This is a genomic window from Sphingobacterium nematocida (assembly GCF_900168125.1).
GTDB lineage: Bacteria > Bacteroidota > Bacteroidia > Sphingobacteriales > Sphingobacteriaceae > Sphingobacterium > Sphingobacterium nematocida.
In genome coordinates, this window is the sequence record NZ_FUZF01000007.1 from 50,907 (window position 1) to 65,943 (window position 15,037).

10 protein-coding genes are annotated in these 15,037 nt (G+C 41.9%); 1 reads left to right on the top strand and 9 read right to left on the bottom strand.

All coding sequences use genetic code 11. The features are described from left to right. Nucleotides 1-6: 6 nt before the first annotated feature. Nucleotides 7-5,760, bottom strand: a complete 5,754-nt coding sequence (locus B5X76_RS09495) for a BspA family leucine-rich repeat surface protein (protein WP_079642875.1) — start codon at nucleotides 5,758-5,760, stop codon at nucleotides 7-9. 379 nt (nucleotides 5,761-6,139) lie between these two features. Here B5X76_RS09495 and B5X76_RS22155 point away from each other — a divergent pair, with 379 nt between their 5' ends. Beyond that, nucleotides 6,140-7,447, top strand: coding sequence for a LuxR C-terminal-related transcriptional regulator (locus tag B5X76_RS22155; protein WP_217699644.1), 1,308 nt, complete (start codon nucleotides 6,140-6,142; stop codon nucleotides 7,445-7,447). 102 nt (nucleotides 7,448-7,549) lie between these two features. On the opposite strand, the gene B5X76_RS09505 is transcribed toward B5X76_RS22155, so the two are convergent. The 8 genes from B5X76_RS09505 to B5X76_RS09540 form a co-directional block, all read right to left on the bottom strand. Further along, nucleotides 7,550-8,050, bottom strand: coding sequence for an META domain-containing protein (locus B5X76_RS09505; RefSeq protein WP_079642982.1), 501 nt, complete (start codon nucleotides 8,048-8,050; stop codon nucleotides 7,550-7,552). A 222-nt stretch (nucleotides 8,051-8,272) separates the two neighbouring features. After that, on the bottom strand, nucleotides 8,273-9,079 hold the full coding sequence (locus tag B5X76_RS09510) for a hypothetical protein (RefSeq protein WP_079642877.1): 807 nt from the start codon (nucleotides 9,077-9,079) through the stop codon (nucleotides 8,273-8,275). A gap of 1 nt (nucleotide 9,080) precedes the next feature. Next, entirely contained in the window at nucleotides 9,081-9,590 is a 510-nt protein-coding gene (locus B5X76_RS09515) for a heavy-metal-associated domain-containing protein (RefSeq protein WP_079642878.1), read from the bottom strand. Nucleotides 9,591-9,597: 7 nt separating this feature from the next. Next, entirely contained in the window at nucleotides 9,598-10,077 is a 480-nt protein-coding gene (locus B5X76_RS09520) for a TlpA family protein disulfide reductase (protein ID WP_079642879.1), read from the bottom strand. 194 nt (nucleotides 10,078-10,271) lie between these two features. Then, nucleotides 10,272-10,700: a hypothetical protein gene (locus B5X76_RS09525; RefSeq protein ID WP_079642880.1), complete on the bottom strand. Its 429-nt coding sequence runs from the start codon at nucleotides 10,698-10,700 to the stop codon at nucleotides 10,272-10,274. A 187-nt stretch (nucleotides 10,701-10,887) separates the two neighbouring features. Then, a complete protein-coding gene (locus B5X76_RS09530; protein WP_079642881.1) occupies nucleotides 10,888-12,231 on the bottom strand; it encodes a TlpA family protein disulfide reductase in 1,344 nt (447 codons plus the stop codon). A gap of 42 nt (nucleotides 12,232-12,273) precedes the next feature. Next, nucleotides 12,274-13,494: a thioredoxin family protein gene (locus B5X76_RS09535; protein ID WP_079642882.1), complete on the bottom strand. Its 1,221-nt coding sequence runs from the start codon at nucleotides 13,492-13,494 to the stop codon at nucleotides 12,274-12,276. 21 nt (nucleotides 13,495-13,515) lie between these two features. Then, nucleotides 13,516-15,027 carry a retropepsin-like aspartic protease gene (locus B5X76_RS09540; RefSeq protein ID WP_176141034.1) on the bottom strand — a complete coding sequence of 504 codons (1,512 nt, stop codon included), beginning with the start codon at nucleotides 15,025-15,027 and terminating at the stop codon, nucleotides 13,516-13,518. Nucleotides 15,028-15,037: the final 10 nt, after the last annotated feature.

A 15,037-nucleotide genomic window follows, 5' to 3' on the forward strand; every position in this document is an offset into this window, starting at 1 on the left:
CTATTTTTAGTTCACGGTGCGCTTGACAACAAAAAATCCTTTTTCTCTCTTCCACTGCCCGCCATCATTCACGTCGATATAATAATAGTAGGTTCCATCGCGGTGATACTCTCCTGTAAACACCCGGTCTCTATTATCATATCCTTCGATCTCTTGGAGCACACGGCCTGACTTATCAAAGATCGTTACCTTGTTTTCGGAGAAATCTCCTATTCCCTCGATCATCAAGAATTCGTTGATACCGTCTCCGTTGGGAGATACAGCCTTATGTACCCGTACGGGTAGCTTGGCATCGGCTGCAGCAGCTATACGGATTTTCAGGGAAACGGTTTCAGCCGGTTCATGGTTTGCATCTCCTTCCTGCATAGCGGTGACGGTCACGGTACCCAATCGATGTACCTGCAGATTAACTCCGGATACGGTAGCAATCAGAGGTTCATCTACAGTAAGACGTATCGGCAACCCACTACTTGCGGCGACGTCCAAAGGAACCTCTCCTGCATCACGGCCTAGTACCCCTGGTGCGTTGAATGTAATGGTCTGCGCAGCTTTCTTAATTTCTAATCGCGCCGCAAGTGAAATCCCTTCATAATTGATCGAAGGCTCTATAATTGCCGTTACTTCATAAATGCCCGCATTCGTTTTTGCATTATTTCCATAGATAACCGTTAGTCCGTTCGGAATAGCTCCTGCCACCTGTAATGATTTGGGACTACCATCATAAACGTATTGGGCATCGCGCAGCGTCAAATGGTTTAAGTTGGCTTTCTGGATGGTCAATTTTGCCGAAAGGGCTGTATTGTTATAGTTGGTACCCCCATTTATATTTGCGGTAACGGTGTATATACCCGCATCGGTCTTTCCATTATTCGTATAACTCACGGATGCGCCTTGTGGCAATGTACCTGTTATCAATAAAGATTTAGCAGTACCGTCATAGACAAAACTACCATCGGCTAACGTAATATTCTGAATCTCCGCTTTGCTGATCGTTAGGTTGGCTTTAAGTACGAGGTCTTGGTAGTTTGCTCCGTTCACTGTAGCCGTAACTTCCTGCGTACCGACATCCGTACGGCTATTATTTTGATAACTGACTGTAGTACCTGTTGGCAGTGTACCTGTGATAGCAAGTGACCGCGCTGTACCGTTATAGACATATGTACCATTAGTCAGCAAAACGCCACTGACCTCCGCTTTGCTAATCGTTAGGTTGGCTTTGAGTACCAAGTCTTGGTAGTTTGCACCGCTCACCGTAGCCGTAACTTCCTGTGTACCCACATCTGTACGGCTATTGTTCTGATAGCTGACGGTAGTTCCCGACGGTAGCGTACCCGTAATGACCAATGAACGTGCTGTTCCACTATAAACATATGTACCATTGGCTAGCGAAACGCCACTGATCTCCGCTTTGCTGATCGTTAGATTGGCTTTGAGCACCAGGTCTTGGTAGTTTGCACCGCTCACCGTAGCCGTAACTTCCTGTGTACCCACATCTGTACGGCCATTGTTCTGATAACTGACTGTAGTACCCGTTGACAGTGTTCCTGTGACAGCAAGTGACCGCGCTGTGCCGTTATAAACAAATGTCGCATCTTCTAAGGAAATACCGGTGATCATTTTATTATATTGTACATTCAAGACATTGGAAGCTGTATTTCCGTTGGCAGCTATATTCACCGCAATATTCTCCGGTAATGAAAGCTGCACGAGACCGCCAGCTGTTGGCGTCACTAAGAACGAATAAGTGATATTATTCGCTGTTTGCAGATTACTGATTGTAGCATTACTTGCAGTAATGTCAGTAAGGGAAAATCCAGTCACCGCCTCACTAAAGGTTGCTGTTACCGAGAATGGTGCATTAACCAAAGTCATCGCGGTCGATAGGGTTACTGTTGGACGAACCGCATTGACCAATACATTATTGGTCGGTGCTATCGATTGTAACGCAAGTACCGCATTATTCTGAGCAGCATCTCGGATAGTACCGCCATTTAGATTGATAGCGGAGCCTAGTGCAACACCATCCATATCTACTTCTCCAGCTTGAACGGTATAGCTAAAAACAAGTTGATTCGTACCCAACCCTGTGCTATACTGCGCCATCCTGACTGTCGAACCGATCGTTATGGGGATATACGGCGTTCCACCCACCATTACGCCTTCACTGAAATTCACAGCGAATTCCAATGGATCCCCTTCCCGATAGTAGCCATTAGCAGGCACTGCTACAGAGGTAACAACAGGAGCAATATCATCTACGACAGTAATCGTAAAATCTTTTTCGAAAAACTTGTTATTGTTATCCGTCGTGCGAATCCGGATAGTATAAGCCTGCGGAGACATAATTCCCGAATTATTCGCCCTTAATACCCAACTACCATTATTGTTGAATATATTAAACTTTGCATTATCAACTCCGATTGCCACTAAAGTATACGTATGGGTATCTTGAATATCGGGATCCACCGTACTGAGCGTACCTACGACCCCATTTATTCCGACGCTCTGTGCAACCGTACTGTTGCTAAGTTGAATGTCTATAGGAGCCTTATTTACGGCTAAGACCGTAAAACGTACTTTGGCCGTATCACATAGCGAAGGTACACCATTATCACAGACCTGATAGAACAAACTATCCATGCCACTATAGTTATTATTGGGCGTATAGGTAAAGCTACCATTGGCATTCAAAACCACTGTCCCGTTGATCGGTGCTGCGATTAAAGATGCCGTCAACGCATTGCCGTCAATATCCGAGTCATTTGTTAAGACATTACCTGTCGCTGGGGTATTTTCAGTTACATTCACCTCATCATCAACCGCAACTGGGGCATCGTTTACAGGTGTAATGTTAATTTTCACTGTTGCAATGAAGATATCCGTCCCACCGCCAGCTCCAGTGTTGCCGTTATCATTAATAAAAACCTTCACAGAGGCTACGTTATTACCGCTGAGATTGGGATTAGGTCGGAAATAGATGTTACTAGGGCTATGTATATAATGATTTAGGTTTGTCAGATTACCTTTGAGAGTTAGCCGAGGTGTTAAATGACCTGTTACAGTAATACCTGTCCCCGTAGCAATATCGAATATTCCACCGGTGGCCTCTAAGGTCAACGTCAGTTCTCCAGATCCGGCATCAGTATCCTGAATATTGGCAGAGGAGATGTCAAATGGATCCTCGGTAGCATCTTCTCTGACGGTAACCACAGCAGGCAGTCCAGCTAAGGTCGGAGCATCATTGACCGCTGCCACAGTAAAATGTACCCATGCCGTATCGCAAAGCGAAGGTGTACCATTATCACATACCTGATACCTTAAACTGTCCAATCCACTATAATTGCTGTTTGGCGTATAAGCAAAGCTACCATCGGCATTCAAGACCACCGTCCCATTGACCGGAGCTATCACTAAAGATGCTGTCAATGCGTTTCCTTCTGGATCCGAGTCGTTAGTCAGTACGTTCCCTGTGGCGGGCATATCTTCCGTTACGCTCACCTGATCATCATTCGCGACAGGTGGGTTATTCAACACCACACATCCTTCTCCCGCATCGGTGATAGTCCAAAGCTTGGTATTTATAAGCGATTGTCGAGCTGTTTTACCCTGGCAATATTTTAATCCTACTGCGCCCAATGATATATTTTGCGGCACATTGGTTTGGTTGGCCCAGCCAATTAGTGTTGCATCGTAATTGGTTGTAGAAAGTCCGGAATTGCTTAAGAAATCTCGCATATCCGTCACTTTAGAAATATCCCAGCTCCCCAAATCTTGATTAAACGAAGAAGCCGTATTGAACATATTCCACATCATGGTCACATTGGACACATTCCAATCGCTAATATCTTGATTGAACGAGGTTGCCTTATAAAACATTGCTCTCATGCCGTTAACATTTGAGACGTTCCAAGCTGTAATATCTTGATTGAATGAGGTCGCATCTTCAAACATCCACTGCATTGAAGTTACATTAGACACGTCCCAAGCACCGATAGGTTGATTAAATGAGATAGCTCGTTGAAACATGTGATCCATAGTCCTAACATTCGAAACATCCCAAGCGCTGATATTCCGATTAAATACTGTTGCAAAAAGAAACATACCATCCATATTGGTCACGCTTGAGACATTCCAATTCCCAATATTTTGATTAAATGCTTTTGCAGAATTAAACATCAAGCTCATATCAGTCACATTGGATACATCCCAGCCGGATAGATCCTGATTGAAAGATGCTGCTCCGTTGAACATGCTCTTCATATTCGTCACGTTGGATACATCCCAACTATTGATTACTCCATTGAAAATCGTTGCGCCGCCGAACATATAGGCCATATCAGTCACATTAGTGAGGTTTGGATTGTCGGTCGCCAAATACTGCATCTCTGAAGCATTATTAAACGCATTATTCATACTCGTCCATTGAATAGCGCCCCATTGATTCAACGCAACTAGCTTGCGAGCATCAGTGTCGCCAATATCGAATTGGATTTGCCGAAAGTCACCTGAGATTTCTACTTTATAGGTACCTACACTTGGAAAGGTAATGGTTACATTTCCCGATACCCCAGTGATTGTACCATTTACAGAGGCGTTAGACACATCCTGCCAATACACGTTAAAGCTGTTCCCACTTGCAGGAATCAAAATTTGATTAATATTGGAAACGCCCGGATTATCTGTTCTCCAGGTCGTGATGAAATTGCCCGGATCGCCGGGAGTAATCCCCCCTCCACCATTACAAGCGACGGCCCCAGCATCGTTTATGACCCATCCCTTATCAACCAATTGTTGCCGTGCTGTAGCTGCTGCTGAACCGGCACAATACGTTTGTCCCGTCGCGGTTAGCTTCACATTTGTCCGCACTGGCTGTGATGCCCAACCAATCAATGTCGCGCCGTAGTTCGCTGAAGAGAGACCCGTCGAAGGTAACATCCCTTCCATATCGGTCACACTCGAAACATTCCATGTACCTAACGATTGGTCAAAAGCAAGGGCAATGAAAAACATGCTGTTCATCGTGGTCACTTGAGATACATTCCAACTGCTCAGATCCTGATTAAAGACGATCGCTTGATAGAACATAAAGGACATATCTTGTACCTTGGCCACATTCCATCCACCAATATTCCGGTTGAAGGCTGACGCATTCCAGAACATCCCCTGCATATTGGTTACATTGGACACGTTCCAATTGTCAATATTACCATTGAAACCGAAAGCGTCGTAAAACATATGGCTCATGTTGGTGATACCCGAAACATCCCAGGAACTGAGGTCGCTATTAAATGCTTTAGCGCCAAAAAACATTCTTTCGAGCGAAGAAACCGTGCTTAAGTTTGGCTTATCTGTTGCATTCAGCACCATATTGCGTGCCCCCGAAAAAGCCGCCTCCATAGACTTCCACTGGATATCCCCCCATTGCTCAATACTCACCAGTTTATCCTTTACCACACTTCCCTCACTTTGGAGTTGGATAGCTGGAAAGTTTCCGCTAATGGACACCGTATAGGTCCCCGCATTTGTATAAGTATGTTCAGCAGAAGCAGTCTGTCCTGCAGAAGAAGTCCCATCTCCCCAGTTTACGCTATAATTATAACCTGTTAAACCTGAATTTATCGGAATTGTAATTTTCTCTCCCGAGCTATTGGTTTTCCATTTGGTAATAAATGGACGCTGCGCCATCGCGGCGAAACTAAAAAACAGTAGAAATAAAGGTGCGCATAAACGCATTATCCTCTTTGATGGGTATATCTTCATTTTCAGATTATATCTTGGTTTGCCTGCTATATAAGCCAACCGGTTTGCATTTCATAAGTTAGTCGCCTTTTCGGACATCTGGAGACAAACCTAAGGGTAGTTTGAAAAAAAACACCTATACTTTTCGGATAGTTTATCATATTTTTCGACAAAATAGATTAATTTTGAACTGCAATTATTTCGATAACTACCTCAATACGATCTAGCTATGGCCAATTGGTTAATAAACCAAAAAAGATGCTCCTCTACATGCTATTTGGGCAGGTACTTTGCCTTTTCATTCTTTATTTTTCTAGTTTTATTTTCTTATCACGCTGCATCGGCAACCGTACCTGATCTTTCGAAATTAAAATTTGAGGCTTTAAATAACCATCCCCTCTTGTCTGTCGCTAAGGATGAGACGGGCGACTCTTGGATAAAAGGAGAGCTTCCGAAGGAGCTGATCCGTACCTTTGCAGTCCTACAAATTCCGACTATCCATATTCCGGATTTTGAGATGTATGCCTACAAAAATGGATTGCTAACCCCTATCCAGAAGAATACGAATCTCAATAATAGAGTGATCAAAAATCGGTATCTCACCTATTATTTCAGAACTGACAGCACACTGTACTACCTAAACATAAAGAAACATCCGGTCAGCAGATTGGATATTATCGTGAACGAGACCGGACAATTCTCCCACATGGAATCAACCAGCCTGATACAAAACGGGCTATATTACGGGCTTTCTCTCATGGTGATCATATTCAATATCGTCCTTTATTTTGTGTTCTATGATCGGCGCTTTGTAATCTATGCCTTATTCCAACTCAGTCTGCTTTCCATTTTTTTTTATCAGGATGGGATGTACTACTACTTCTCGGATGGGCGCTGGGACTTCCCCCACTTTTTAGTTTGGAACATTGCTGCCTGCGCTATCTTATCGGGTATATTCACCTATTATTTCTTAGGCCTGAAACAACAGATTCCTTATTTTAAAAAAATGGCGCTGTGGCTGATTGGATTTACGATTGCCTGTGTAGCTTTATTTACACTAACAGAAATTCAGGTTTTTCGCAATCTGGCCAGTGTATTCTTTTACCTATTTCCTAGTATTTGTGTATACCACGCTGTACGGATGTTTAAAAAAGATGTCTATGCCCGATTTCTGATTTTATTTTATGGGTTGATGCTGCTTGTTGGTGTGGCATATACGCTTCAGAAATACCTTGACTCTCCCTTTCTTTCATTTTTTGATATGAACGTATTTCGCTTGACGAGTATTCTCGAAATTATTGGTGTTAGTTTTGCCTTGATATTTAAAGTACGTGCCTTGCAGAAAGAAAATGAACAATACCGAGCTGATCTAAGAAAACACCTGACTCTCCTCGAAGAGCACGCAATATCCTCAAAACAAGATTTTGAAGCAAGTGAACCACCGCCAAATAATGTGAATACATCTTCAATCCTTATCAGGAGCTTTACCGATGACATCGCCGATCAGTATGAGCTGACTGAAAGGGAAACGGAAGTACTGGCCTGTATCTGGAATGGGGATTCAAACCAGGATATAGCCGATCAGCTCTATATATCCATCAATACGGTAAAATTTCATGTGAGCCGGCTATATGTTAAATTGGATGTAAAAAATAGAAGTGAAGTGCGGTCCATGAAGGGAAAAGTGGCACGATCGCTACCTCTTTAGCTTTTGTTGCTGGCTATACTTAAGAAGCGCGTTCGATAGGATTATCGAACGCGCTTCTACTTTATAAATACCACATCGGCGTCTATTGCCTTATGGTTGTTGCTATTTTTTGCTAAATTTCAGTACGATAATATCTCCTGAAATAAAGAAAAGCTCATTGTTTTGAATATCAAATTTGGAGACTGTTTCTAAGGCTTGCATGAATTCATTATAAGCAACTCCTTCACAGTGCATCATCGTACCTACCAATTTATCTCCGATCTTGATGGAGCTTCCTTCGTTACTCTCGTAAGTCCCTCCAATGCCATTACAGCCATTATTGCCTTCTACTTTCTTTTCTTTGGTATTGAACGTTAAAGTAGGCGCTTTGTCCTTAAACAGCTCAGCTACGGTCTTGCCTCCAGCAGAAGGTGTCGTCATAGCACTTAAGACCCAGCTTCCTTCTAATGCCTCATGGGTTAGTTTAGGTTGCTCTACTGTTTTTGTCGTCTCTATGGAATCCGTGTTAACTGCAGGCTCCCCTTGATTGCTACCTGTACGGGAATTACATGCTGTAAAAAACAATGATGCGACTAAAGCTAATGATAATAGATTCTTGTTCATTACTACTTTTTTTGAGGTTAATACTCTATTGAATTTCTTAAGCATGGAACGAACAATATTCCTGCCAAAATCAAATACCCCAGGCAAGGACAACTATTAACCAGTCGAATACATAAGCACCAAAAACAGCTTAGGCCGGTTTAATAAACCGGCCTAAGCATATGGGTATAACACCAGTTTAACCCCGCATACTATCTGTAATAACCTTCTTCAAAAGCGTTCTTATTTCGTGACGTTGAAGAAAGTATACTCCAGCTTTAGAAATACCCCATCTTTTACCGGACGATGTACCGAACCATATAATTGCTTTTGATAAGCAAGATCAATACGTGCCTGGCTATTGATGATAAACTGTACCGCTGGTACAACGTCCATGTACGACCTTCCATTTTTGGTAATCGTCTGCCCTACCAGTTCGAGCATGGCATTGATATTGGTCTGTTTGTAGCTCGTATAGCGGTTGGGATACATCAACCTTCCGACGGAAAAAGTGTAGTTTACCGCATCTTGGCCCTGTAGCTCCGGGAAATTGTTGCCATCATTGTCTAAGGCCCGCGCGTAGCTTACATTGGTACTGAGGGCGACTTTTTTGATCAGTTGGGTAGCAACCAATCCAACTTCGAAACCAGAATTCTTTCCCATAAGATCAATCGCCTCCTGTCTAATCGGTGTTTTATTCCAACTATACCTTCCAAAAGCCGCCATCCTGAAATGACTCTGTAAATCATCTACAGAATAAAACCGGTACTTGGCATAAGCACTGGCTCCGGCTAAATCAAGTCGACTTCCGGAATTATCAAAGTAGCTAGAAGCCCGAACCATGAGATTCTTATTGATACCCCAGGTTACTTCCGGAGAAAGGGCATACATATAATCGTTATCAAGGTCACTCTTCATCAAAGACTGTCCTACACGCACACTAAGAGAGCCTGCCGGCACATTGCTGGCAGGTTCTGTGACTACAAATAATTCCTGTGCGTATGCACCTATAGAGCTGCATACGAAAAAAATTAGGATTATATACCTCATACTATAATGCTACTATATGGTATACCTTATCGTTTTCTGATGAATAGCTACCATGCTTTGCATAGGTTTTTGATAGCTTCTTATATTCCTTCTGTTTTACGAAACCTTTATCTACGACTCTGTACTGGTTTGAGCCAGCTTTCTTGTCTTCAATAAACACCAAAGAGTCGTCTCCTACAGTAACTTGCTGCGCAGCAGTAGCCTCTGGCGATAGTGTCAAAACCATGGAGCCAACAAAGAAGCCGGCTTTTTCAACAGCATCCTTTAACACCTTGGGACTTACGGCTTGATTAGCATTGAAAGAAATCGTAAAAGTATTGGTATTCAGATCTGTAGCCACATCGGATATCTGTGACAGGGATTTTAATTGTTTATTGATCGCATTGGAGCACATCGAACAGGTAAGTCCTGTAGCCATGATGTCTACTTTTGAAATCTGTGAATAACCTGCAACACTAGTGAATATTAATGCAAAAGCTGCTATAAATGATTTTATTGTGATCGTTTCCATCGTTATGTTATTTTTTTATTTGTGAAATAATTTGTTCTTCTGTGGGATTGATTGCGATAAGCTTGCCGAAGCTGTCAAACAAATAAGCCGCCGGTAAAGCATCGACACCAAAAAGTAGGGCTGATGGGGCATCAAATCCTTTGGGATCGATCAATTGTTGATGTTTTAATCGGTCTTGCTGGATAGCTTTGAGCCATTTTGCGCTGTCGGTATCGATAGAAATCCCTACAATTTCAAAGTTTTTGTCTTTGTACTTATCGTACAGTTTTACAAGATGCTTATTAGCTTTGCGGCAGGGCAAGCACCAAGATGCCCAAAAGTCGACCAAAATGGTCTTTCCTTTAAAGGAATGGAGTTCTACACTGCTATTTTTGTCATTTTGTAATGTAATATCAGGAAGCGTATCTCCAATCTTTAGCTGCGCATAAGAGCCGGTAACAGCCAGTAAAAGGATCATTACCACTCCGAGTATATGTATTGCTTTCATATGAGCATAATTTGTATTTTATTCGCACTGTTGATACGAGCTCGGACATATAATATTGCTATTATACACCATCAGTATGAGAATTCAGTTTATTTACAACCTGGATTCTTTACAACAAGTATCTTATACAATGAATGTTTACCTGAAAAAGGTATTTTGAAAAAGACAGACCATGGGCTGTCAGGAAGGAATTTTTAGCTTATTTTAGGCGGAAGCCAAATAGCTCGCGCATCATTGGAGTGAAATATTTCTAGGTAAAAATATTTTTGCTTTTTTTCCGAAAAATTTAAAAAAGTACCATTATCAGCCACGCTGGCGGCCAATGGTGTCTTCACGTCTAACGAATAAGATACACAGGAACAACTTTTACAGCCGGCCTTACATTTATGTGTTTTGGTAGCTTCCTTTTTTTTCTCTTTACAGCAAGACTTTTCAGATGACACTTTTTTACAACATACTTTAGCAGCTTCGACACGTATTGCCATAGCCGATTGAGGCCCCATGAGAAGGGCTATAACAACAAATAATAGTATGTAAATCTTCTTTGCCATCGTTACAGATGAATAAAGGTAGTACTTTTTAATTTTTTTTCTACCAAAAACACTGTAATCATACTGATACATGATTTAGAAAAAAGAGAGGCTGTCTTTCGACAGCCTCTCTATACACAAAAAAATGACGGATTTGGAACTATCTCTTCGCCCCGATTGAAGCGTAGCGAAATAGATAGCCAGCTCCAACATAGCGATAAAACCCATCAATAAATAATGATATTCAGCAAAATAACAATCGAGTTCAGATTTATAGTCTTTATTTTTTCAACCACTCGTCCAATAACGATTTCAGCTTTGGATCAGATGGACGTGGGCTATCTGCTGTGATCAGATTTCCTGCTTTATCTATTAAAATATACCGTGGGATACCTGTGACTTTATAGGCATTGGATAGTTCATTATTTGTGCCTGCATGGATCTGAAGACCTTTCATATGTTTTGTCTTCACATATTCTTCCCACTTGGGCTTATCTTGATCTACAGATACGCCGACAAATGCAACAGGTTTATCTTTATACTCCTCATTTAACCTTTCCCAGTGTGGTTCTTCTGCACGGCATGGTCCGCACCAGGTCGCCCATAGATCAACCAATACCAACTTTCCTTTTAAATCGTCCAAAGCCACTTTCTTTCCGGTAATATCTGGATAGGCAAACTTAAAAGCGGGAACGCCTGTTTTTGTCTCTACGAGCTTGGCTTCCACGGCAGCTGCACGTTGCTTTTGCTCTTCTAACGTAAAATATTTGTTAAATGCGGAATTCATTTCCTGAAAATCATTGTACGAGCGCGAACTCTCTAACCTCCCCACCACAAATTGTCCTTTCAGTACATCTTCCGGAATAGCTGCTACCTGCTGCTCGAAAGTAGGCCTGCTGGATAGATCGACCTTTCTGTATACTAAGCCCGTTAAAAAACGATCTCCGTAAGGCATATCTAATAATTGCTTTGTAAGATAACGATCTGCTTGAAATGTGGTGTAAAACTCACTCATCTCTTCTTTGCTTGGATGTGCCGTACGAGGCATGTTTAAATACGACGTGGCATAATATGCAAAATCATAGTCAATCAATGTCGGGAAAAGTGAATCAAACTTTGGATTGCCTGTTTTCACAGATTTACCGATAGCAGGAATTTTACTTTTGAAAGCCTCCACTTCGGGAAAAAAATCTACATAGGTACTCATTCCCCCTGGGGTAGTTCCTTTTTCTTTAAAAGTTTGTGCCTGCTTATCCCAAGCATAAAGCGCTTCGTTCTCTTTGCTATTTTTGCCAACGAGATCATACCCTGCCTTTTTCACTTTATAGTTGACCTCTTCTCCTCCTTTAAAGTAAAAACGGTTTAAATCCGTTTGATTCAATGCATTGCCTGTACCAACAGAATACAGGCCCTCGTACTCTGGCGTAAAACGAAAGGCAAAACGCCCCTGTCCATCAGGAGTAGATGTTGCTATCTCGATCAATCTTCCGTTGTACACCTTAAACAAGCTAACTTTTTTATAAGGTGTGCTCTCAAAAGAACCATTGATATTACTAGCCTGCTGTGCCTGTGCAACGAGCAAACCGAGCACCGCTGTGCACAGTAAAATTGTCTTTTTAATCATTATAATTCGTGTTTATTATTAATTTTTATTGCTGCTATTCAACTAGTCCATTGAAAAACCTAAAGTTCGCTTCAAATCCTTCGCCTCAAAACCACCTGCGTCTTTTCTCTTGATTGCAGCCTGCATAGCTAAGGCTTCCTCCTTTTTGATCTTATAATAGGGATTCGTAAAATCACCGGTTAAAAATTGCTCAACCGCCTTATCTGCTTTCTTAAAATCTCCCAAATACGTATACAATAACGTGAGCTTATATTGATCTGTAAAATCTAGTGGCCCCTTGCTGTTCTGATCCTCATACTCCGCCAATAATGCTTTAAGTAGAGCTTTGTTACTCTTTTGGTCGATGATGACTTGACCTAAAGCATTGCTACGTTCTTCCCACTTGGGATAAAGAGTATGCTTATCTATTAAAGCTAAATACGTCTTGGCATCTTTGGAGGAACTGTAATAGTCTGCCACAAAATGAGGCAGGAAAACTGGCCATAACTTGTCATTATACACCGGACGAATGTAAGAAATCAAAGCCTCCAGACTATCTAATTGTTGTGCTGCTCCATATTGCTTACTTTTCGCTTTAGCTACATTATTTATTTTATTCATCAGTAGACTTCCGCCATATAGCTCGATTAGCTTCGGAAGATTATTGTATGCCCAAAGATTATACTTCGGAAAATTGGTTACCGAGTTGGCTAAAAAGGCTTGCTCGTTGAATAAATCTTTCTGTTGATCTAAATAACCCTCCAATTCTGAAAAAGGATGATTTACGCCTGTTTTGATAAAGCGCTCACTATAAGCTGCTGGGTATTCTCTATCCAAATTTGTATCGAACGCTAAATAGTCTTTAGCTGCTTCCAACTGTACAGCCTTTTGTAATAAAGGAACGAATCTGTTTACGCCAAAAAATCCAGATTCTGTCAAAATAGCCTTCCCCTCTTTATTCAAAATGACGTAGGTAGGAAAGCCAGAAGCTCCATATTTCCGTGCCAACTTTTTGCCATCCAATTCTTTCATGACATCGGTTTTGTACAAGATGTAATTTTGTTGGATCTCCTGCTGAACGGAAGGATCGGGCAATACGCGCTTGTCCATCTCGGCACAGGGCATACAACCGACAAAATACATATCGATCAGGATTAGCTTGTTTTCCTTTTGTGCCAGCGCTTTACAATCTTCAAAAGAACCTTTAAAAGATTGGTCTTTCTGCGCGTAAACGCTTACTATTCCTATGCAAAGCATAAGCAAGAGACTTGATATCTTCTTCATTATGGATTTATCTAAATAAGTTTATAAGTTCGTTATGTTTCCACCTTCGATTTCAACCGCAATTTCTTCACCAGCGATAGCCTTTTGCTGTATTTCAGTGATAAGTTCCGGCTTTTTACCCAGCTTATCGGCGGCATAATTCCCTAAGCTTTTAATCTCAGCTCCTTTAGCGAGTTGTACCTTGGCCTCTCCGAAGCCCGCAGTGCCCAATACCACTAATTTGCCGTCATTGTCCCAACCCAACTGATAGTTTTTTAGCACAAAGTCCTGTGGCATGCTATGCAGTTTATTCGGGCTGAAAAAAACTTCTCCTTCGGCCAGATTGATTGTCATATTGTATCGGCCTAGTAAACGTACGCCGATAGATCCATCAGCACCCGGATTCCAGTTTTCATTATTGGATGATCCGCCCATTAATGTGACAGGAAGTCCCGACATCGGGTTTAACCCCGTAATGTTGAAGCCGAAACTCTTGCCCATGAAAGTCGGAGAAGAGATTCCCATGCTTACGGTAGCTGCCTGTACTTCGGGTTTAAAGCCGGAGACCAATAGCTTATTCTGCCGAACAAATGGTCTAAAACATATCAGGTCATAAGATGCACCTGTATCAAAAACAAAGTTTCCTGCATATTTTTTTCCCTGTACTATCTCAAGCTCCCCAGGTAGCATCATAATTCCAGATGGCATGCCGACCTGCACAGTATGTCCTTTACCTTCATATCTATATGGTCCAAAACTGTATAAGGAAAGCATATTGTTATCGTAATCGATGTGGGTAATGTAGCGACGGATGAGTGCATTACCAATAATGCCTTCGGCATTATCTCTGCCCATCTCCGGAAAAATCGCAATCCCCATTTCTTTAAGAGAAAGGGTATCCAGCAATACCGTATTATTATCTGAAACTTGTATTGTTTTGTTTCCGCCGACTACAGAAGCATTATTTTCGCGGGTTACTTTTAATCCGATCTCATCGGCCAACGTTTGGCTCAAGGCCATACCGTCAGCTCCGGTGTCAAACAAAAGATTTAACGGTCTTTCAAATCCATTGATCTTTACTTTCAAAACGATGGAGCCATTATGATTTTCGAAAGGGATCCGTGCAACCAGACGTGATTGTATCTCGCGCTTCAACCCATATAACAGATCAAACTGAGTGACGTACAATAGTTGTCCTTTCGTATTTACCAACGCTTGAGACACCGCTTTCTTTCCATCCTTTTCGGTAAATTCGACCTTGTAAAGTATTCCTTTATCGGTCTTTCCCTCGCCCAAAACCTGTACTGACGTAGCACCATAGTTTTTGATCACTTGATCCAATCGGAATTTAGCCCCTTCTGCCGTATGTCCCGCTACTGCAAACTCATCAGCCAGATATCTAGAGAGACCTGAGGTATCTTTGCTTTGCAAGGATTTATTCATCGCTATTTCAAATAACGACTGATCCTTTAACTGTGCCTGTACAGTACTAATACCAAACAACAGCGCTGCTGATACCAGTATAATTAACTTACTTTTCTTTCTGCTCTGCATAGAATCCTCT

Excerpts from the sequence above, each read along its gene's own strand:
- B5X76_RS09520 (WP_079642879.1), bottom strand. The coding sequence starts at position 10,077 with ATGAAAGCAATACATATACTCGGAGTGGTAATGATCCTTTTACTGGCT.
- B5X76_RS09525 (WP_079642880.1), bottom strand. The coding sequence starts at position 10,700 with ATGTATCAGTATGATTACAGTGTTTTTGGTAGAAAAAAAATTAAAAAG.
- B5X76_RS09495 (WP_079642875.1), bottom strand. The coding sequence starts at position 5,760 with ATGAAGATATACCCATCAAAGAGGATAATGCGTTTATGCGCACCTTTA.
- B5X76_RS09530 (WP_079642881.1), bottom strand. The coding sequence starts at position 12,231 with ATGATTAAAAAGACAATTTTACTGTGCACAGCGGTGCTCGGTTTGCTC.
- B5X76_RS09535 (WP_079642882.1), bottom strand. The coding sequence starts at position 13,494 with ATGAAGAAGATATCAAGTCTCTTGCTTATGCTTTGCATAGGAATAGTA.
- B5X76_RS09540 (WP_176141034.1), bottom strand. The coding sequence starts at position 15,027 with ATGCAGAGCAGAAAGAAAAGTAAGTTAATTATACTGGTATCAGCAGCG.
- B5X76_RS09515 (WP_079642878.1), bottom strand. The coding sequence starts at position 9,590 with ATGGAAACGATCACAATAAAATCATTTATAGCAGCTTTTGCATTAATA.
- B5X76_RS09510 (WP_079642877.1), bottom strand. The coding sequence starts at position 9,079 with ATGAGGTATATAATCCTAATTTTTTTCGTATGCAGCTCTATAGGTGCA.
- B5X76_RS09505 (WP_079642982.1), bottom strand. The coding sequence starts at position 8,050 with ATGAACAAGAATCTATTATCATTAGCTTTAGTCGCATCATTGTTTTTT.